Origin of the sequence: Tenacibaculum sp. IB213877 (assembly GCF_034043975.1) — a bacterium.
Lineage (GTDB): Bacteria > Bacteroidota > Bacteroidia > Flavobacteriales > Flavobacteriaceae > Polaribacter.
The window spans coordinates 21,666-42,810 of record NZ_JAXCHH010000012.1; the positions used below are offsets into that span (position 1 = coordinate 21,666).

Here is a 21,145-nt window from a genome sequence, read left to right on the forward strand (position 1 = left end):
TGCAGCGAATTAAAAAAAACGAAAAATGTTATCAGTTTCTAATTTATCAGTTCAATTTGGTAAACGTATATTATTTGATGAAGTAAATACAAAGTTTACTCAAGGGAATTGCTACGGAATCATTGGAGCAAACGGAGCGGGAAAATCTACTTTTTTAAAGATTTTATCAGGACAAATGGAGCCAACATCGGGTCAGGTTCATTTAGAACCAGGAAAACGTATGTCGGTTTTATCTCAGGATCACTACGCTTTTGATGAGTTTACCGTTTTAGAAACTGTGGTAATGGGTAACAAAGAATTATATAAAATTAAGAACGAAATTGATGCTTTGTATGCCGATTATACCGATGAAAATGCTGAAAAGATTGGTGAGTTACAGGTGCAGTTTGAAGAAATGAACGGGTGGAATGCCGATGCAGAAGCAGCAGCTTTATTATCAAACTTAGGTATTAAAGAAGATTTACACTATTCATTAGTTAAAGATCTAGATGGTAAGCAAAAAGTACGTGTGTTATTAGCACAAGCGTTGTTTGGGAATCCGGATGTGTTGATAATGGATGAGCCTACCAACGACCTTGACTTTGAAACGATTGCTTGGTTAGAAAACTTCTTAGCAAATTATGATAACACCGTAATTGTAGTATCTCACGACCGTCACTTTTTAGATGCAGTTTGTACTCATATTTCTGATATCGATTTTGGTAAGATCAATCATTTTTCAGGAAACTATACCTTCTGGTATGAATCTAGCCAATTAGCGGCAAAACAACGTGCACAACAAAACAAGAAAGCAGAAGATAAGAAGAAGGAATTAGAAGAATTCATTCGTCGTTTCTCTGCAAACGTTGCAAAATCTAAACAAGCAACTTCTCGTAAGAAAATGATTGAGAAGTTAAATGTTGATGAAATTAAGCCATCAAGTCGTCGTTACCCAGCTATTATTTTTGAAAGAGATCGTGAAGCAGGGGATCAAATTTTAAATGTAGAAGGATTATCAAAAACGGATGCTGAAGGAGAATTGTTATTCTCAAATATTGATATCAACTTAAATAAAGGAGATAAAGTTGCAGTGATTTCTAAAAACTCAAAAGCAACTACTGCCTTTTATCAAGTTATTACAGATAATGAAAAGGCAGATACAGGAAAATATAGCTGGGGTGTAACCACTACACAATCTTATTTACCAGCAGATAACTCAGAGTTTTTCCAAAATGGCGAGTTGAATTTAGTAGATTGGTTACGTCAGTACGCTCAAACTGAAGAGGAAAGAGAAGAAGTGTTCTTAAGAGGTTTCTTAGGAAAAATGATTTTCTCGGGTGAAGAGGCTTTAAAGAAAAGTAATGTGCTTTCAGGAGGTGAAAAGGTACGTTGTATGTTGTCTAGAATGATGATGACTAGAGCTAATATTTTATTGTTAGACGAACCAACAAACCACTTAGACTTAGAATCTATTCAATCATTAAACAACTCTTTAATTAATTTTAAAGGAACTGTATTGTTTACCACTCATGACCATGAGTTTGCGCAAACGGTAGCCAATAGAATCATAGAAATTACACCAAAAGGAGTGATTGATAAATATTCAACTTTTGATGATTATTTAGATGATCCTAAAGTAAAAGAATTAAGAGAACAGATGTACTCGTAATAAAAAAAGGAAGCTTTTTAGCTTCCTTTTTTATTTTACGCTTTTTGTAGCGGACTTATTATTTCTACATCGCTAAACGCAATAGCTCCTCTCACAACACCATCTATTGTTGATTTCAAGGCTTCTATTAACTGCATTTTTAATTGAGATTTATGATAAATCAAACTAACCTCACGTGCTGGTGGTGGTGAAACAAATTCACGCAGAAAGCCTTTATCTTTTTCGGAAAGATCAAGTGTGTTTAGGTAGGGTAAAAGAGTCATTCCTAAACCGTCTTTTGATAATTTGATGAGTGTATCAAAGCTTCCACTTTCTAATTGGAAGTGTTTGTGGTTTTCATTTCTATTAGTTCTGCATAAGTTAACAACACTATCTTTAAAACAATGACCATCTTCTAACAACAAAATATCTTCTACTTCTAAATCTTCTATCTCTAATTTTTTCTTATTAAATAGTCTATGTTCTTCTGGGATTAAGCCAACAAAAGGCTCATAATACAACACACGCTCTTTAATTGCTTCATTACCTAAAGGAGTGGCAGCAATGGCAGCATCAATATGACCATCAGTTAATTTTCGTATAATTTCTTCAGTAGTTAATTCTTCAATAACCAATTGTACTTTTGGGTATGCACGTGTAAAGTTTTTTAAGAACATTGGTAATAAAGTTGGCATAACTGTAGGTATGATACCTAGTTTAAATTCACCACCAATATATCCTTTTTGTTGATGTACAATATCTATAATTCTGTTGCTTTCATCAACAATTACTTTTGCTTGCTCAACAATTCGTTCTCCTAACGGAGTTAATTCTATTGGTTTTTTAGATCTGTTAAAGATTTGTGCATCTAATTCTTCCTCTAACTTTTGAATTTGCATACTCAACGTAGGTTGTGTTACAAAACAATGTTCTGCAGCTACCGTAAAGTTTTTATGCTCAGCAACAGCTAAGGTATATTTTAATTGTGTAATGGTCATTTATAATAATTTTTGATAAAGATATTAAAACTATCAATAAAAGTAATAGTTTAACTTGGTAAATTTCTCTTAATTTTATGGTACAAATAATTAAATTAATAAAAAAAAATAAATTATGGCTAAAACAATTATAGGTTTAGATAAAAAAGAATCAGAAAAATTGGTGGAAAATTTAAATAAATTATTAGCTAATTTTCAGTTGTATTATCAGAGTTTAAGAGGACTACATTGGAATATTAAAGGGAAAAATTTTTTTGAACTTCATGTTAAGTTTGAAGAATTGTATACCGATTCTCAAATGAAAATTGATTTGGTTGCAGAAAGAATTTTAACCTTACAAGGAGTGCCTTTACACACGTTTGATGATTACATTAAAGCAGGTAAAGTTCCGGTAGGAAAAGATATTAGTAAAGATGAAGAGGCAGTTGAACTAGTAATTGAATCTTTATCTGAATTGTTAAAAATAGAAAGAGATATTCTTGAAATATCTGACAAAGCAGATGATGAAGGAACCAACTCAATGATGAGCGATTTTATATCTGAACAAGAAAAAACAATTTGGATGTTAAATGCTTGGTTAGGCTAAATACTTCCATAAAATTCGAATACTTACAAAGGCAATCAAAATAGCGGTTGCCTTTTTTAGTTGTATTGCAGTAAAGAATTGATTACTAATTTTACTTCCTATTTGTCCGCCAACAAACACTGTAATTAATAGTACAGAAGTAAGTCCCCAATTTATTTCAAAATCCGGATTGGTATATTGTCCTATCAAACCTGAGAAAGAATTCACCAAAATAAAAAAGCTTGCGGTTGCAGCAATTTTTTTAGGAATATCCCAATTAGTTAAATGTAAAAGAGGAGCAAGAAAAATTCCGCCACCAATACCCACCATACCAGATATAAAACCAATAAATCCACCATAACTGGCATTTTTAGTTAAGCTTAATTGAGTGTCATTATCAGGATTAGAAACAACTTTTTTTGATAACCACATGGTAATGGAGGCAAACAAAAGAGTAAATCCTAATAAAATAAAAAAGAAGGTTTGATCAATACGTAAGTATCCGCCAATAAAAGCCATAGGTACACTAAAAGCAACTAACGGAATTACTTTTTTCCAATTATAAAAATGATTTTTATAATACATAAATACATTTCCGGTAACTACTACAATATTGCATAAAAGTGCTGTAGATCTAATTTGAGTAAAACTAATTCCGGTAAGAGCTAAGACAGCTAAATAACTTGAGCCTCCTCCAAAACCAACTGAAGAATACAAAATAGCAATGGTAAAGAATAGCAATATAATTTGCCAGTTTTGAGAGATGGTTTCTAAAATCATTTAGCAAAAATAGGTTATTAAATGGTTATTTAAACGTTCATGTAGAATTCTAATATTTTGTTTTTATTTCATTGAAAATCAATAAGTAATTTTTTTATTTAGGTTTAAACATTGTTATTTATAACAATTCTAATTATTAATTATTTAGTAAAGTTTTTAACATTTAGTTTATAAGAATTTAAGATTAAGCATACTTAAACTTTAAGATTGAGTTGTTTTTTTGACCTGAATTTTAAACTTAAACTAATAACTAACAATGAAAACTAAAATTAAATTATTAATAGCTTTATGTATGCTATCTTTTTCTTTTACAACATTTATCAGTTGTGAAGATGGTGTAGACGGAATAGATGGTAAAGATGGAGTAGATGGTATTAATGGGCAAGACGGAGAAGATGGAGAAGATTTGGTAAACCAACCTACTATTTTTGAAAACAAGTCATCTCTTGAGCCTTTAGTAGCAATTCATCCTCAATTCAACTATGTAAAAGCTTATTCATTAATCAGTTCTACCGATGTTTTATCTAATGACTTTGTTTTATTAGGTGCACAAGACGGAGCAGGATTATTAAAAGATCCAAATAGCAACGGATACCTTTATATATCTAATGCTGAAGATGACCATGCAGTGTCTCGTATTTATTTTGATGAGTATATGAATCCTGTAAAGGGAGATTGGTTACTAAACTCTAATGTGGCCGATTTTGCACGTCAATGTTCAGGAACTATGTGGGAAGCTGATATCCACGGAGGTACTTCAGATCTTTTCTTATCTGCTTCAGAAAGTATTGCTTATGATGTAAAAGGAATTGATCCGTATATAGCTACACCAACACCAACTGCCGATTTTGGTTTGGATGCTTTAGGCGAGTTTTCTTGGGAAAACGCAGTACCATTACCAAAAGACGCATATTCAGGAAAAACAGTTATCATTGGAGGAGATGACGATTCAAGTGGTTCAGAAGGACAAGTAGTGTTGTATTATTCAGAAAATGCAGATGATGATTTGCAGAACGGAAAAATCTATGTGTTAAGATTAAAACAAATTTCTGATGGAGCAGGAGGCGCGCAAGATGTTACTCCTGGAGTAATTTACAATGAAGGAAGTTTAGACTTCCAAAAAACATACGATGTAGAATTTGTTGAAATTACAAACGGTAAAGACCTTACTAAAAACGAAATGGAAGATGCATGTGTAGCAGTTCAAGCTTCTGCATTTATGAGAGTTGAAGATGTTGATTACCAAAAAGGTTCAGATGCTAATGCTAGAAATGTATATTTTGCAGTAACAGGTCGTGGTCCTGGACAAGGAACTTATAATGATTGGGGAACAGTTTATAAATTAGAGTTAGATGCATCTTCACCATTAACAGGTAAATTAACGCAGGTAATGAGCGGAAATACAAACACTAATAATATGGATGGGAATGTGAATTTATTACAAAGTCCTGATAATATTTGTGTTACAGAAAACTTTATCTATACTCAAGAAGATCCAAATTCATTTAGCAGAGGTCACTCAGCTTACATTTATCAATCAGATCTTAACGGAAATAATACAAGAGTTGTATTAGAATTGGTAGTTAGACAAGATTTAGCTCCAGGAGGAAGTACTGGTGTTAGTGGTGAGTTTGGAGCGTTAACAGATGTTTCAGATAAGTTAGGAGAGCCTAATACATTCATGTTAAACTTACAGCCACATTACTGGAAAAGTGATGATTTTGTGCAAGGTACTGCTTTCCCTCATAACCAAGGCGGACAAGTTGTGTTGTTACAAGGATTACCTAGATAATCCTTATTTAAAATGTTTTATGAGCCTCCATTTTACTGGAGGCTTTTTTCTATTTAAATGCATTACCTATGATAATAAAGAGTACACATATTTATTTGGTCTTATTTTTAGCCATATTCCTCAATTCTTGTAAAAAAAATCAAGATAAAAAAGAGGTAACTCCAGTTGTAAATTTTGAAATTGTTCAAAACTTTTATCTGGAACATATAAATGAATCATTAGTGTATATTGATTCTTTAGCAATGTTTCCTTCGGAAAGTACAGAAGCAAAAACACTGTTTACGAAGTTAAGAAATGCCTTTAAAAAAGCTGAACCTTATGCTTCTTATTTGAACCCTGAAGTAGGACATAGAGCCAATGGACCAGCATTACCGGTTTTAACAGATGATACACAACGTGTTTTACATCCTATAGGGCTACAAAAAATAGAAGAGAGTATTTATGAAGGTGATGTTTCAAACAGCGTTTATCAAGAAGAAATAAGATTAACCAAAGGTCTTTTATCGGTTTTAAAAAAGAATATTGAAAACAGAAAACTAACTCCTCAACGTTTTTTTGTTGCTACTCATCAACAGCTATTCCGAATTATAAGTTTAGGTATTTCCGGATTTGATACTCCTGTAAGTCAACTGGGAATAAAAGAAAGTGCCATATCTCTTGAAAGTTTGCAATTTGTATACGAAAACAGCATTCAATCTACTATAAAATCTAAAGATGAAAAGTTAGATACTGAATTCAGAGATAATATTTCAAAAGCAGTAAATTTTATTAAACAAAACGATGATTTTAACACTTTTGACAGATATACATTTATTCGAGATTATATGAATCCGATTACTAAAAATTGGGTTGCAATAAGAAAAGAAAGTGATATTTGGGAACCTATACAAACAACCCCGTTTAACTTTGATGCACCTACTTTTTTTGAAGAGAATTCCTTTAATGTCAATTTTTTTACTCAACCTAACAATAGAAATCCTTCAGAAAAACAAATAGAACTTGGTAAAAAACTATTTTTTGATCCTCAACTATCTTCAGGAGGAAAAATGGCGTGTGCAACCTGTCATATTCCAGAAAAAGGATATGCGGATGGTTTAACGGTAAGTTTAGATAATTCAGGAAAAGGTTTGCAAAGAAATACACCTACGTTAATTAATACTGCTTTACAACAAAGCTTTTTTTGGGATGGAAGATCAGCTACCTTGTTAGATCAGATATCTTCTGTTTTCTTAAATCCGCAAGAATTTGATACCAATGTACACCAGTTTTCCAATGAAATATTAAAAGATACCACCTATTATAAGTTGTTTCAAGATGCTTTTGGGTGCGTTTCTACTAAAAACACAGATGTAATCAAAGCAATTTCATCATATGTATCCACATTAAACGGGTTTAATTCTAAATTCGATAAAAATATAAGAGGCGAAGAAGCAACTTTTACTGAAGAAGAAAAATTAGGACTCAATTTATTTATGGGTAAGGCCTTGTGTGCTACTTGCCATTTTATGCCATTAACTAACGGAACCGTTCCGCCATTTTTTAAGGAAACAGAAAAAGAAGTAATTGGTGTACCTGAAACATCAGCAAATAAACAGTTAGATGATGATTTAGGTTTTTACTGGAAATATAAATCTGAATTACACTACGGTATGTTTAAAACCCCAACAGTTCGTAATGCTGAGTTAACATCACCCTATATGCACAATGGTGTTTATAAAACTTTAGAGGAAGTCATAGACTTTTACAATAAAGGGGGAGGTGCTGGTTTAGGTTTTGATTTGCCACATCAAACACTTCCGTTTGATAATTTAGAGCTGACAGAAAAAGAGCAAAAAGCTCTCATTGCTTACATAAAAACACTGAATGATGTACCTGTAGAAACCTATTAAACAGAAAATTAAAATATGGGTATTATAGTCAATAAAGAGATGATTTTTCTTAAGGATTTGTTAAATACCCATTGTTTTAATTCTCAATTTGTATTTTGGGCATGCATAATCTGATTTTTATTTACAGAGAAAATCAAAAACCAAACTACGAGATGAACAACGATAAATTTATCTGGAAAAAAGAGTACACGCTGGTGTTACTGGCAAATGTAATCTACATCATTGTATTCTATTTCATCACTCAAACCTTTTCAAACTAATTGAGCATGCAAAGTTTAGACTGGATTGTACTTTCCTTAACCTTATTGTTTATTGTTGCTTACGGAGCTTGGAAAACCAGAGGAAGTAAAAATGTTGAAGATTATATTAAAGGCGGAAATGAAACCAAATGGTGGACCATTGGTTTATCTGTAATGGCAACGCAAGCAAGTGCAATTACTTTTTTATCAACTCCAGGACAAGCTTTTCATAGCGGAATGGGGTTCGTACAGTTTTATTTCGGATTGCCTATTGCTATGGTAATTATTTGTTTGGTGTTTATTCCTATTTATCATAAGCTCAATGTTTATACCGCTTATGAATATTTAGAAAGCAGATTTGATGTCAAAACCAGAACGTTAACTGCTATTTTATTTTTAATTCAAAGAGGATTAGCGGCTGGAATCACCATTTTTGCTCCTGCTATTATCTTATCGGCAGTGTTAGGTTGGGATTTGGTTACTTTAAATATAATCATCGGAGTTTTAGTGATAATTTATACGGTTTCCGGAGGTACTAAAGCGGTAAGTGTAACTCAAAAACAGCAAATGGCTGTGATTTTTGGAGGTATGTTTATTGCTTTTTATTTAATTCTTCAATACTTACCTGACGGAATTACGTTTACCAAAGCGCTAGAAATTGCAGGAGCTTCTAATAAAATGAAAGTATTAGATTTTTCTTGGGATTTGAATAACCGTTATACTGTGTGGACAGGTTTTTTAGGAGGAACTTTTTTAATGCTTTCGTATTTTGGAACAGATCAAAGTCAGGTGCAACGTTATTTATCAGGAAAATCGGTAAGAGAAAGTCAATTAGGATTGATCTTTAACGGATTGCTAAAAGTACCAATGCAGTTTTTTATTTTGTTGGTTGGAGTGATGGTTTTTGTGTTTTATCAATTTAATGCATCACCATTGAACTTTAATCCGAAAGCCAATAAAGTAGTTCAGAATTCTGAGTTTTATGCAGATTATCAATCGCTTGAAAAGCAACATCAGCAAATAGAAGAAAAAAGAAAAGAGTTAATTTTTAATGGAATTACTGATGAATCAGCAGTTAAATTGCAAGAGTTAAATGAGCAAGATTTAACATTGAAAGATGAAGCTAAAACTCTGATTACAAAAGCGAATGAAGAAGTTGAAACCAATGATAAAGACTATGTTTTTATCCATTTTATACTAAACAATCTACCAAAAGGCTTAATTGGTTTGTTGCTGGCGGTAATTTTATCTGCAGCGATGTCATCAACCGCTTCTGAGTTGAATGCGTTAGGTTCTACAACCGCAGTAGATTTATACAAAAGAAACATGGCAACCGATAGGTCAGAAAGTCATTATGTAAAAGCATCTAAATGGTTTACGTTAGGTTGGGGAATTTTGGCAATTTTAGTAGCGTGTGTGGCTAATTTGTTTGATAATTTAATTCAACTAGTAAATATTATTGGTTCTATTTTCTACGGAAATGTACTTGGCATTTTCTTATTGGCATTCTTCTTCAAATACGTTAAATCAAATGCTGTTTTTATTGCTGCAATTATTACGCAATTGGTAATAATAATTGTTTGGTATATTGATTGGCTACCGTATTTATGGCTAAATGCATTGGGTTGTGGTTTAATAATGCTATTGGCATTTATCTTACAATCAATTAAAAATGAAAATTCTATCATAGAATAGTCGTCTAAACTTAAAATTCATATTTAAATTTTAACAGGTAGTTTTTTAATCCAAATTTTCATTAATTTTATTTTACCCAATATAGTGTTGGGTTTAATAATATTTTTTGAAGAATGAAACAGATTGAGATTACTTTTCCTAACACTTTTAATAGCGAAAATCATTGGTATCCAAAAGCATTAAATGCAACTATTCATCCAATGGTTAATTTCTTTTTAAACTTAGATAAAGAAAGAATCATTTCAAGATATTGCCACTTGCATCCTAAAGTAAACAGAGAGAAATTAGAAGAAATTCTTTCCTATCAATGCAAACATTTCTTATGGAGTGGAGCTGATTTAATTAATTCAACATCTGCAGACGGAAATAAAGAAATGGTTATTATTGAGAATAATTCTTGTCCGTCCGGACAAAAATCAATGCCTTTGTTAGATGATAATAAAGAAGATGGCGCATATCGTTTGTTGGTTGAAAGAACTTTTAAGCCATTTGTACAAAAAAGTAAGAGCCAGGTTAAAGATGGTGTTTTAGCAGTTTTTTATGATAAGAATTATATGGAAACCTCTGGGTATGCAGCTGTTATTGCAGATGTTTTTAAAGAAAAGGTGTTTTTAGTTCCGTATTTTTCAAATCAAGAAAACGACCACATAAAAATAGAAGACGATGTTTTTCATATTCAGCAAGAAGAAGAATGGCTGCCTGTTAGAGCAATTTTTAGGTACGTAACTCAAAAACCTTGGAATCGTTTTCCTATTCGAAGTAAAACCAAAATTTTAAATCCTATTATTACTTGTTTAGCTGGTGGAAGAAATAAAATGGTTGCCGCTAAAGCATACGATATATATAATGCAGAATTAGAAGAGTTTGGTATGAGAATTAATATACCAGATACTATTTGGGATGTGAGTAAGAATGAAATTCCGCTTTGGGTGCAGCGTTTAGGAGGGCAAGCAGTAATTAAAATTCCGTATAGCAATGCAGGTCAAGGTGTATACACCATTGTAAACCAACAAGAATTGGATGATTTTATGGAGTTAGAGATAGAGTATGAGCGTTTTATAGTACAAAGTTTGATTGGGAATTATAATTGGAGTTCTATAAGTAAAAAAGGAAAATTTTATCATGTAGGTACTATGCCGAATCAAAAAGGTGAAACTTTTGTTGCCGATTTTAGGATGATGGTCAGCAGTACAAAAGAAGGTATCAAACCTTTGTGTATGTATTCAAGAAGAGCACTGTTACCACTTACGGATGATTTAGAAAACAGCAAAGATTCTTGGGACATGCTAGGTACAAATTTATCAATTAAATTAGGAGACAATCAATGGACGTCAGACACCAATAGATTGATGATTATGGATAGAAGAGATTATAATAAATTAGGTTTAGGTATTGATGATTTGATAGAAACGTTTATTCAAACGGTGTTATCCACCATTGCTATTGATAAAATGTGCAATAACTTAATAGGTTCTAAGAATAAATTCAAGAAAAAATTATTCTCATCCTTAAATAATGATGCCACTTTGTTAAATGAATTGTACTAGTATGGTAAAGAGAATTAATGAATTAGCCATTGAAAATATCCCCAATAACACTATAAAAAATTATTGGTTAAATCTTACAACAAATGAAATAGGAGAGCCTATTAGTATTCCGGTAATGGTTGCTAAAGGAAAAGTGGACGGACCCGTTTTAGGGCTAACCGCAGCAGTTCATGGAAATGAACTCAACGGAATATCAGTAATTCAGCGTCTTTTTAAAGAATTGGATACAGAAACAATGAAAGGAACTATCATTGGTGTGCCTATTGCCAATATTCCTTCTTTTATTCAAAATTCCAGAGTTTTTACTGATGGAATTGATATCAATAGAATTATGCCCGGAAATCCGAATGGAAACGCCAGTGATGTGTATGCAAACCGATTTTTACAAAAAGTTATTAAAAAACTAGATTTTCTGTTGGATTTGCATACGGCAAGTTTTGGCAGGGTGAATTCTTTTTATATCAGAAGTGATATGAATAAGCCAATAACTAACAAGTTTGCTTTATTACAGGATGCGGAAATTATTGTGCATACACCACCTTCAGACGGAACTTTACGTGGTGCTGCTGAAGAGTTTGGTATTCCTGCCATTACCATTGAAGTAGGGAATCCGCATAGTTTTCAAAAGAAATTGATTAAAAGCGGAATAGCGGGAGTACATAACGTACTTTCAGATTTAGGGATCATTCCTGATGAAATTCAAAAATCTAAGAATAACACTGTAGTTTGCAAAAAATCGTATTGGTTATATACAGATGAAGGCGGTTTACTAACAGTGCATGTAGATTTACGAGAAAAGGTTAAAAAAGGAGATCATATTGCTACGTTGCGTGATGTTTTTGGAGCTGTCATTCAGAAATATTATGCGCCAGAAGAGGGAATTATTGTGGGTAAAAGTGTGAATCCTGTTAACCAATCAGGCGGAAGAATAGTACACTTAGGTATTGTTGAACAAGCTTAAAAAACTACGCTAAAACTCAAATTTGGAGTAATACCTAAAGAGTAATTTTCAACTGTAGAAATCATATCATCTTCAGCTGTAAAATAGGCATTTAATACATTTTTATTATCTAAAACATTCCAAAGTGATAATCCTACTTTACCTTGATGTTTCCCTAAGTTAAATTGATAAGTAGAAGAAAAATCTAGTCGTAAATAATCGTCCAATCTACTACTATTTGGCTCTTGATAGGTAATCACATCACCGTCAACACTATCAGGTTTTGTATAAGGTTTACCCGAGCGCCAATTTAAACCCAAAGCAGTTTTTAAACCTTTCCATTGGTAGGTACCAGCAAAACTTATCCTATGCGTAATGTCAAAATTATTGGGAAATTTATTACCAGAATTTAAGTTGTTAAATGTGTAATTATTTTCACTAAATGAATAACTTAACCAAGTGCTGAAATTATTAAAACGTTTATTGATAAGCATGTCTATACCATAAATCTCATAATTACCTATATCGTTTACAAATTGATATTGGTTTTGAAATCCTTGACTTCGAGTGGTAATTCCATCAACTTTTTTAGCATAGGTTTCAAGGCTCATGAGTAGTTTATTCTTATGATATCTAAACCCTATACTAGCTTGTTTACTTTGTTGAATAGGTATGGTAGTATTGTTAGCTAATACCCAACGACGTTTTTCAATACCTAAGAAATCATTCTGTAAATCAATAATTTGAGAAGAACTTTGACTTTTTAATTCTGCTGATACATCTACTCTAAAATGGTTGAACACCAACTGACTAATATGTAAACGAGGTTCTAACAAATGCTTATCAAATTTCCTGAAATAATTGTGTCGTAGCCCTAGTTTAATCAAGGTGTTTTTGTTCTCCGATTCATATGTTCCTTCACTATAAGCCGCTATGGTGTGCAAAACATATTTAATATAACTTTGAAAGACAGGATTGTTCACATCTTCAAAATTGCTAATACCCACTTCAGAAAAATTGATACCAGAATTTAACGAGAAGGTAGGAGAGAAGTTATAATTAGCATCCAACTTAAAACCTCCTTCAATTACTTTATTTTCTTGAATCAACCGTTGATTGTTTAAAATATCGTAGTTGGTAGCATCCAAATCGTATTTAGTAAAATATGCCTGTGCTGAGGTAGTAAAATCTTCGTTCCATGTACGATTGTAAGTAATACCTAAAGCCAAATTTTGCTGTTTTAATTGACTTTCAGAAGCTTCTGTTTCTGAATTTACGGTAGATTCTTCTTCGTAATTAAGTTTGTTATAAACGTTCAAAAAATTAATGCGGATATTGTCTTTTTCAGTTAAATCGTATAAAAACTTGAGAGAAGTATCGTAAAAATAAAAGCTTTCGTTTTTTGAAATTGACGCATCATTTGCGTTGGTAAGATCTGAATCTTGAAAAATACGTTTGAAATATTGATCGTACGTTGGAGTGTTAATAGCATCTGTAATAGATCTTCTGGCAGCGATTTGAATGGCTGTTTTTTCATTAAAAGGAATAATGGCATATCCATCTATATTAATTAAATTTACGCCCAAACCGTATTCTTCTTCATTAATTTCATCATCCATTTTCATATCCACAATTCCGGAAATACTTTCTCCGTACTTAGCACTAGATCCGTTTTTAATAATGGAAACTTCTTTGGTTAATCGAGGATTGAAAGCTGAGATCAATCCGAAGAAATGACCCGATTGATACATTCTTATTCCGTCATACAAAATCAAATTTTGGTCATGAGTACCACCTCTTACATTAATATTTGAAACAGTTTCATCTACACTTACAATTCCAGGTAATGCTTGAATACTATGTAATACATCAGGTTCGGTTAACCCTGGTAAAATACCGAATTGCTCAGGTTTTAAGGTAATGCTTCCATTGTTGTTTTTATGAATACCGGAGGTTAAGTAATTATTTACGACCACCTCTTCAAGTTGATGAAATTTGAATTTTTCAACAGTTGGTTTTTTAGTAATAGTAATATAAGTATCATCTAAATTATTGAATTGGAGTTCTGTTTGTATTTCTATAGCATCCAGTATTTCGTTTAACGATAAATCATCTAAAATTAAATTTACAGTAACGTTTTTTATGGTGTTATCAGCATATGAAAAACTGACATTGTATTTCTTTTCAATAACAGGCAATAGTTGTTTTATTGGTTGTTTTTCTTGTGCTTTTAGAATAAAACTACCAATTAAAAATAAGAAGTAAGAGAGCGTAATTTTAAGCGATTTACTCACGCGTTAGAGTTATGTTTTTATTTTTTTGTGTATGTTTTAAATTCAAAGGTTGTGCTATAGATTGAATAGCAATAGTAATGTCATCATGTGTAAATTTTCCGGTAAACAACTGCTCCGTATCAATGTTTTTAACATTGACAGTAATATTATATTGTCTTTCAAATTCAGCAAGCACTTCTTTTAAAGGAATACTTTTAAATTCACTAGTGTTTACTAACCAAGATGGTTTATTATTTTGTGTTACGTTCTGTGAAATTTTGTTGTTAAGTACTTGAAAAGAATCACCCGGTAACAATTTTAATTTTTCATTTTTATAACTCACTTGTACCGCTCCTTCATAACAGGTTACTTCAAAAAAACGTGCACGTTGTTTTACATTGAATTGTGTGCCTAAAACCGTAACGGTACCTTCGGTAGTGTGTACATTAAAAGTGCTTCCTTTTTGTACTTTAAAAAAAGCTTCTCCTGTAAGCTTAATATTTCTATTGGTATCCCAATTACGCTTTCTAAAAGAAAGTGAAGAATGTGCATTTAAATTCACAACAGATTTATCGGGTAAAGAAATCTCAGTTTTTTCAGCAAATTGAGTAGTGAAATGTGTTTTTTTACTGATATTGTATAGATAAAAACCTAAACTAACCACAAAAACAGCCGCTATTTTCATAAAAGTATTTAGCCAATTGTTTGTTGGAGCTTTTTTAGTGTTTATCTTTTCTAAAACAGTTTTTAATGCTTTTTCTGAGTCATATTCAGGAGCTTTAAAACCCTTACTGTAGTTAGCAATTTTGGTTAATGCTGTATAATCTTCCAATGCTTCAAAAGCTTTTAGCTCTTCGGCATTTAAGTCATTATCTAACCATTTTTTTATTAAATCTTCTCTGTTCATCTCTCAATATTCATTTATAGAACAGTTAAGTGTAGAAAACTCCTACCTGTTCTTCTAATTTTTTTTATAATTCTTCTATTTGAGCTTTTAATTTTTTTAAAGCACTGTAAATTCTTTTTTCCACAGCCTTTGTACTGATGTCTAATATTTCTGAAATTTCTTTAAAACGCTTTCCTTCTGTTCTGTTCATTAAAAAAGCAATGCGTTCTGCTTCTGTTAAGTTGGCAATTGCATTTTCTAACTTTTGTAAATACTCTTTTTCTTGCATCAAAAATTCTGGCGACTCATTAGTATGTTCTTTAGGCTGATTTTTTTGATGCTTTAAAACTACTTTTTGATGCGCAACTTCATTCAACATTAAATTGTTAGCGGTGGTATATAAAAAACTTTTAGCTTTATCGGGTGTTACTTTTTTACAGTTTTCCCAAAGTTTTATAAAGGCTTCTTGAACTTTGTCTTGCGGATTCAAAAGTTCTCCATACTTATAATATAAGTAGTTGTGTAAGTTTTTGGAGTGCTTTTTAAAAAACGCTTCAAATAACGATTGCTGACAAATATTTGTAAAAATATTTTTACTCATTTAGGGGATTTTATTTTGTACGCTACAAATGTGAAATAAAATTTTTTCATTGTCAAGGTAGGAATTTTTTAGCTTAACTTGTTTTATTAGTGTAAAAGCAAAAAAACAGCTTAGAAAACTAATTAATCAAATAAAAATAAACATTATGAAAAGTTTTAAAAAATTCCTTTTCTTAAAAGTATTAGCACTTTTTGTTCTGGTTTCTTGCCAGAAAGAGGTAGTAAATATTGTAAACCCTACAGAGGAGGCTATTATTAAACAAAATTCAACTACGGCAACATTAATGAGTAGAACCGCCACAAATGATGGTTCAGAGGATAATATTATTGATTATGCCAATTGTTTAGAAGTAGCATTGCCCGTAACTGTAACTGCAAATGGGATTACGATTACTATAGAAAGTGTTGAGGATTACAGTGTGTTAGAAGATATTTTAGATGAGTTTACAAACGATGATGATGATGTGGTAATAACCTATCCAATTACGGTTGTGTTAGCGGATTATACTGAAATTGTTTTGAACAATCAAGATGAGTTAGAAGCTGCCATTGAAGGTTGTTTGGGTGAAAATGAAGAGGATGATGATATTGAATGTATCGACTTTAAATACCCAATTTCATTTTCAATTTACAATGCAGAATTTCAAGTGGTTGAAACCAAGACAATCAATAACGATGAAGAATTATACCATTTTATAGAATCTTTGGATGGTCCAATTTTAGCGAGTTTGAACTTTCCTGTTTCATTAGTTACTGCTACTGGAGAAATTATAGTTGTGAGTAATAATCAAGAATTGGATGAAGCTTTAACCAATGCTATTGATGCATGTGATGAAGATGATGATTATGATTATAATGATGACGATTCAGATTGTACTGAAAGTTATGTAGATGAATTATTAATGACATGCCATTGGGTAGCGGTATCTTACAACGGAGACGATCAATTAGCAGGCTACGATGTGTACTTTAAAGAAAATCAAAGGTTAGTAGTTGCTGGTAACGGAGGTGAGTTTGAAGGAGTATGGTCTACTACTCAAAATTCTAATGGAGTATCTGTAGAAATATCACAATTAGGTGGTGGAACTCATCAAGACTTCAACGGTGTTTGGTCGGTAAGTAATTGTAGTGAATACGGACGCTTTGTATTTGTAAAAGATAATGTAGAAATGGTTATGGAGAAAGAATGTGATCAAACTTCTGCATGTACTGAAGAAGAAGTAAAAAATTACTTAGATACTTGTGTATGGAAAGTGGTAGACTTTAATGGGAGTAATGATTTAATGGAGTATGATTTAGCATTTAATTTAGATGGAGGTTTAGCATTAACTGCTAACTCACAAGCAGTTGAGGCTAATTGGAGCACATCTTTATCAGCTAGTAATGAGGTAGAAGTAGAGTTTGCTAATGTTGCAGCTGCTAACATTCAGGCAATTAACGGAGTTTGGAAAGTATATGAGTGTAGAGAAGACAGATTAAAGTTTAAGAATGATGCTGGAGCTTATTTTGTAGTTGAGCGTTTAAATTGTTACACGCAAGATGAGTTGTTAAATGCAGCTTCTGAGTGCCAATGGAAATTACACAGCTTAATAGTTGATGGAGTTGATTTTACTGATAACAACCCACTAACATTTAACTTTTATCAAAACCAGTTTGCATTAGCAACAAACGGTGATAGCTATTTTTATGGTGGTTTAGAAGGAGATGTTGATGCTAACGGAAGGTTGGTAGTTTTACTTAGCCTTACAGGTAACTCAGATGTAAGTGATTATTATACCGTAGAAAGTATTACAGATGATGCCATTATTTTTAAAAGCTTAAATAAAGAGTTAAAGTTAGTTAGGAATTGTGATGCTACTACAGATGGAGATGTGGCTCAAATTAAAGAATGGATGACTAGTGGTAATTGGTCAATAACATACGCGGTTGAAGACAGTGTGGATATTACAGGAGATTTTGACAACATTGACTTTAACTTTGAAAATAATACAAATTTAGTTGCTGTCAATAATAATGATGATGTTACTTCAACTTTACATTGGGAGGCTGTAAGAGATCAAAGTGGTAATTTACGTTTTGTTATAGATTATTTAGGGACTTTCCCTTATTGGCAAATGGATGACGATTGGTTTATTACCTCAGTAACCAGTACCAGAATAGAATTACATCATATAAACGATGCAAATAACACCGAGTTTGTGTTGATTTTTGAAAAGCAATAAAGAAACACGTAATGCCTAATTTTTAACTTTTGGGATCTATAAGAGAGGGAGCGTGTGGTTTTAAATCCGATGAGTTTTTAACTCATCGGATTTTTTTGTATATGAGTTTTGCTATCGTCTAACTAAAAGTAGTTACATTCTAGGTTTTATTTTTTTGATTAAAAATAAAAGACAATTAGAGCGTAATCAAATTGATTTTTGGTTGTTGTTAGCCATTGCCTTTTTTTTAAAGAATTCGGATTGAGCTAAAATAAGTCCAAGCAATAAATAGAAATTGTAATGGAATTCTAAACCATAGATAAGAAAGGCCACTTCCATCAAACGTTCCTTTTTGATAATCGACATTATGAATTGAAGCATAAATATTTGCTGATAACACTAATACAAGAAAAGCAATCAAAGTCCATCCACTAATTACTTTTAATTTAGAAATCTGCAATCCAAATGCTAAAAGAATTTCAAAAAGACCTGTCAGATAAACAAGATTTGTTTTGTGTGGAATAAATTTTGGTATCATCATTGACATTCCTTTGGTAAATGTGAAATGTCCAATTGCCGTAAAACATAACATTACAGACATTGCAATTCTTGCTGATAATGTGAAGTTATATTCCTTATTGATAATTTTTACATAGAAAACGATAATCAAAAAACTTGATAAAAGTACTATTAATGGTTTCATATTATTATCCTTTAATTCATTTACAAAGTTCACAAATGATTTTATAGTTGACAATGAACCCAAGTTAAGTAATTCTTTTACGTATCCTACTCAAGGCTTGAGGTGTTACACCAATATAAGAGGCAATGTATTTTAACGGAATTTGCTTCAGTAATCTTGGACGTTCCAAGAACAAGTCCAAATAACGCTGTTCTGCTGTTTTGCTTAATAAGGAAATTTCCCTTTTTGATTTTATTAAAAACATTTTCTCTGCCATTTTTCTTCCAATTAAATTTCCGTTTTCGGTTTCTTTATAAACCTCTTGAAGGTCTTTGAAAGATATTCGCCACAAAGTTGAGTTTGTTAGTGTTTCTATTTGATAATGAGAAGGGGTTTGTGTGATAAATGAATCATAAGCAGTTACAAATTCATTTTTAAATAGAAATCCAAAGGTTAAATCACTTTCTTCTTGTGGTATATATAGTCTCACTATTCCTTCAGATATAAAAGATAAGTAGTTCTCAATCACTCCAATTTTTATTAGTGTTGAGTTCTTCTTCAATTTTTCTTTATGCAATTTTGAAGAAAAAAGGCTCCAATCAGAATCACTCATTGGATAAATATTGTTAATGAAGTTTTTAATTTCTTCCATTCTGTAAATTCTTCATTTGTGGTTAATGAGTTAAGGTTTCCATTATTTCAATGATAGATATCTGCTGATAGCGAAGTTCAACAAAAATAGTTAAGAATCAAATTAAATTTTTACCAACAAAAAACTCGGGAAATTTCCCGAGTTTTTATATGGTTATATGTGCGTTATATTATGCACCCCATTCTTTTAAAGACTCTTTATTCATCTTCACGTAATCTGCATTTCCTGCTTTTTCTGCATGTTTTAATGATTCTTTAGCAGCTTTAATAGCTCCTTTTTTGTCACCAGCTTTAGCATGAATTAAAGATTGCTTGCGTAAATACCAAAAACGAGGACTGTCTTTAGTCATTTCAACTGCTTTACCAATCCATTCTTTAGCTTGGTTAATATCTTTACCTTCATCAAAATAGTAAGTTGCAGCAGCGTAGTAATCTCCGGCACCTGGTCCTGCCATTACTTTACTAATACTTTCTGATACTTCTTTGTCGGTAGGAACTTCAAATTTTACACCTACATACGTGTTTTCCCAAATCATTCCTAATACCGCAGAATTATTGGTTAAATCATCAAATGTCACAGTAAAGGTCTCTACTTTCATTGGCATAGATTCTGCTTTAGCGGTAGTTTTCAAAGCAACTTTAGCATCATTCCATTCTCTCGGATTCCCCCAGTTGTTAGCATCCGAATAAAAATATACTTCCCAAGAACCAGCAGAAGGTTTTGTATATACTGCATAGGTTCCCTTTTTTAGGGTTTTACCGCCAATTATTACATCATTACTAAATGAAATTTTTGTATTAGCATTGGCTCCAGTTCTCCATACCTTTCCAAACGGAACTAAATCGCCAAAAATAGTACGTCCTTTTGCACTTGGTCTAGAATATTCTACAGTAACATCAGTTAACCCTACTTTTTGTTCAACTTTTGAAAACGGACTAGATTGAGGGGCTTTGACTTGAGCAGAAACGTTGTTTATAAAAGTAACTACTAACAAGCTTAAAAATAATTTTTTCATAATTAATTATGTTTTGGTTGATCGATTATAAAATTACGATGAAAAACAATGATAAATGTTAACAAAAACTTAAAATAAGGCTTAGTATATTTGGGTACATGAAAAAATATATATCCGAATTCTTAGGTACGTTTGCTATGATTTTTTGTGGTACAGGAGCCATGACCATTAATGAAGTTACCGGAGGGGAAGTGACTCATGTTGGTATAGCAATTACGTGGGGTTTTATTGTTATGGCAATGATTTATGCGTTTGGCGAAACTTCTGGAGCGCATTTTAATCCTGCTGTAACGGTAGCTTTTGCCTATGCTAAAAAGTTTAATTGGAAAGAAGTACCAAAATACATAACTGTTCAGGTTTTAGGAGCTTTAACAGCTAGTGTATTATTATGGGTTTTATTCCCCTCCAGTGAATTTTACGGAGCTACCATTCCTTCTTTTGAAGCATGGAGAGCATTTGTTTTAGAGTTGTTACTTACTTTCTTTTTAATGTTAACAATTATAAATGTTTCCACGGGAAGTAAAGAAGTAGGGGTAATGGCAGGAATTGCTATTGGTGGTGTGGTATTGTTAGAAGCAATGTTTGCAGGACCTATGACCAAAGCATCTATGAATCCCGTTCGTTCATTGGCTCCAGCAATTGTTTCAGGGCATTTTGAACATTTATGGTTATACTTAACAGCTCCTTTTTTAGGGGCTTTACTAGCGGTAGTTTCTTGCCGATTTGTTAAAGGGAATGAGTGTTGTACAACAAATTGTTAAAAG

At 32.0% G+C, this 21,145-nt stretch carries 17 protein-coding genes; 9 read left to right on the forward strand and 8 right to left on the reverse strand.

What is annotated here, in order from left to right:
- The first annotated feature begins 25 nt into the window (after positions 1 to 25).
- Entirely contained in the window at positions 26 to 1,648 is a 1,623-nt protein-coding gene (locus SLH33_RS12065) for an ABC-F family ATP-binding cassette domain-containing protein (protein ID WP_320419363.1), read from the forward strand.
- A gap of 35 nt (positions 1,649 to 1,683) precedes the next feature.
- Here SLH33_RS12065 and SLH33_RS12070 read toward each other — a convergent pair whose 3' ends face one another.
- Positions 1,684 to 2,625, reverse strand: a complete 942-nt coding sequence (locus SLH33_RS12070) for a hydrogen peroxide-inducible genes activator (protein WP_320419364.1) — start codon at positions 2,623 to 2,625, stop codon at positions 1,684 to 1,686.
- A gap of 115 nt (positions 2,626 to 2,740) precedes the next feature.
- Between SLH33_RS12070 and SLH33_RS12075 the strand changes: the two genes are divergently transcribed.
- Positions 2,741 to 3,211: a Dps family protein gene (locus tag SLH33_RS12075; protein ID WP_320419365.1), complete on the forward strand. Its 471-nt coding sequence runs from the start codon at positions 2,741 to 2,743 to the stop codon at positions 3,209 to 3,211.
- Here the strand turns inward: SLH33_RS12075 and SLH33_RS12080 are convergent.
- Positions 3,203 to 3,970 (reverse strand): sulfite exporter TauE/SafE family protein, encoded by a 768-nt coding sequence (locus SLH33_RS12080; protein WP_320419367.1) that lies wholly within the window; start codon positions 3,968 to 3,970, stop codon positions 3,203 to 3,205. The genes SLH33_RS12075 and SLH33_RS12080 overlap by 9 nt on opposite strands.
- 256 nt (positions 3,971 to 4,226) lie before the next feature.
- On the opposite strand from SLH33_RS12080, the gene SLH33_RS12085 reads away from it, so the two are divergent.
- The 5 genes from SLH33_RS12085 to SLH33_RS12105 all read left to right on the forward strand — a co-directional run bounded on the left by SLH33_RS12085 (position 4,227) and on the right by SLH33_RS12105 (position 12,093).
- Complete coding sequence (locus SLH33_RS12085) at positions 4,227 to 5,762, forward strand: hypothetical protein (RefSeq protein WP_320419368.1); 1,536 nt, start codon at positions 4,227 to 4,229, stop codon at positions 5,760 to 5,762.
- A 68-nt stretch (positions 5,763 to 5,830) separates the two neighbouring features.
- Positions 5,831 to 7,651, forward strand: coding sequence for a cytochrome-c peroxidase (locus SLH33_RS12090; protein WP_320419369.1), 1,821 nt, complete (start codon positions 5,831 to 5,833; stop codon positions 7,649 to 7,651).
- A gap of 266 nt (positions 7,652 to 7,917) precedes the next feature.
- Positions 7,918 to 9,585 carry a sodium:solute symporter gene (locus SLH33_RS12095; RefSeq protein WP_320419370.1) on the forward strand — a complete coding sequence of 556 codons (1,668 nt, stop codon included), beginning with the start codon at positions 7,918 to 7,920 and terminating at the stop codon, positions 9,583 to 9,585.
- A gap of 113 nt (positions 9,586 to 9,698) precedes the next feature.
- Positions 9,699 to 11,132, forward strand: a complete 1,434-nt coding sequence (locus SLH33_RS12100) for a hypothetical protein (protein ID WP_320419371.1) — start codon at positions 9,699 to 9,701, stop codon at positions 11,130 to 11,132.
- Between the two features lies 1 nt (position 11,133).
- Positions 11,134 to 12,093, forward strand: coding sequence for a succinylglutamate desuccinylase/aspartoacylase family protein (locus SLH33_RS12105; protein WP_320419372.1), 960 nt, complete (start codon positions 11,134 to 11,136; stop codon positions 12,091 to 12,093).
- Here the strand turns inward: SLH33_RS12105 and SLH33_RS12110 are convergent.
- From SLH33_RS12110 to SLH33_RS12120, 3 genes are all read right to left on the reverse strand, one after another.
- On the reverse strand, positions 12,090 to 14,366 hold the full coding sequence (locus SLH33_RS12110; RefSeq protein WP_320419373.1) for a TonB-dependent receptor domain-containing protein: 2,277 nt from the start codon (positions 14,364 to 14,366) through the stop codon (positions 12,090 to 12,092). The two genes, SLH33_RS12105 and SLH33_RS12110, sit on opposite strands and share 4 nt — an antisense overlap.
- Positions 14,359 to 15,252 carry a FecR family protein gene (locus tag SLH33_RS12115; protein WP_320419374.1) on the reverse strand — a complete coding sequence of 298 codons (894 nt, stop codon included), beginning with the start codon at positions 15,250 to 15,252 and terminating at the stop codon, positions 14,359 to 14,361. The genes SLH33_RS12110 and SLH33_RS12115 overlap by 8 nt, the downstream gene beginning before the upstream one ends.
- A gap of 64 nt (positions 15,253 to 15,316) precedes the next feature.
- Positions 15,317 to 15,832, reverse strand: a complete 516-nt coding sequence (locus SLH33_RS12120) for an RNA polymerase sigma factor (RefSeq protein ID WP_320419375.1) — start codon at positions 15,830 to 15,832, stop codon at positions 15,317 to 15,319.
- A gap of 145 nt (positions 15,833 to 15,977) precedes the next feature.
- Here SLH33_RS12120 and SLH33_RS12125 point away from each other — a divergent pair, with 145 nt between their 5' ends.
- Complete coding sequence (locus SLH33_RS12125) at positions 15,978 to 18,053, forward strand: hypothetical protein (protein WP_320419376.1); 2,076 nt, start codon at positions 15,978 to 15,980, stop codon at positions 18,051 to 18,053.
- A gap of 226 nt (positions 18,054 to 18,279) precedes the next feature.
- Here SLH33_RS12125 and SLH33_RS12130 read toward each other — a convergent pair whose 3' ends face one another.
- The 3 genes from SLH33_RS12130 to SLH33_RS12140 all read right to left on the reverse strand — a co-directional run bounded on the left by SLH33_RS12130 (position 18,280) and on the right by SLH33_RS12140 (position 20,381).
- Complete coding sequence (locus tag SLH33_RS12130; RefSeq protein WP_320419377.1) at positions 18,280 to 18,798, reverse strand: hypothetical protein; 519 nt, start codon at positions 18,796 to 18,798, stop codon at positions 18,280 to 18,282.
- 1 nt (position 18,799) lies between these two features.
- Positions 18,800 to 19,366, reverse strand: coding sequence for a Crp/Fnr family transcriptional regulator (locus tag SLH33_RS12135; RefSeq protein WP_320419378.1), 567 nt, complete (start codon positions 19,364 to 19,366; stop codon positions 18,800 to 18,802).
- Positions 19,367 to 19,535: 169 nt separating this feature from the next.
- Positions 19,536 to 20,381, reverse strand: a complete 846-nt coding sequence (locus SLH33_RS12140; protein ID WP_320419379.1) for a DUF2911 domain-containing protein — start codon at positions 20,379 to 20,381, stop codon at positions 19,536 to 19,538.
- A 98-nt stretch (positions 20,382 to 20,479) separates the two neighbouring features.
- Here SLH33_RS12140 and SLH33_RS12145 point away from each other — a divergent pair, with 98 nt between their 5' ends.
- Positions 20,480 to 21,142 (forward strand): MIP/aquaporin family protein, encoded by a 663-nt coding sequence (locus tag SLH33_RS12145; protein ID WP_320419380.1) that lies wholly within the window; start codon positions 20,480 to 20,482, stop codon positions 21,140 to 21,142.
- The last annotated feature ends 3 nt before the right edge of the window (positions 21,143 to 21,145 follow it).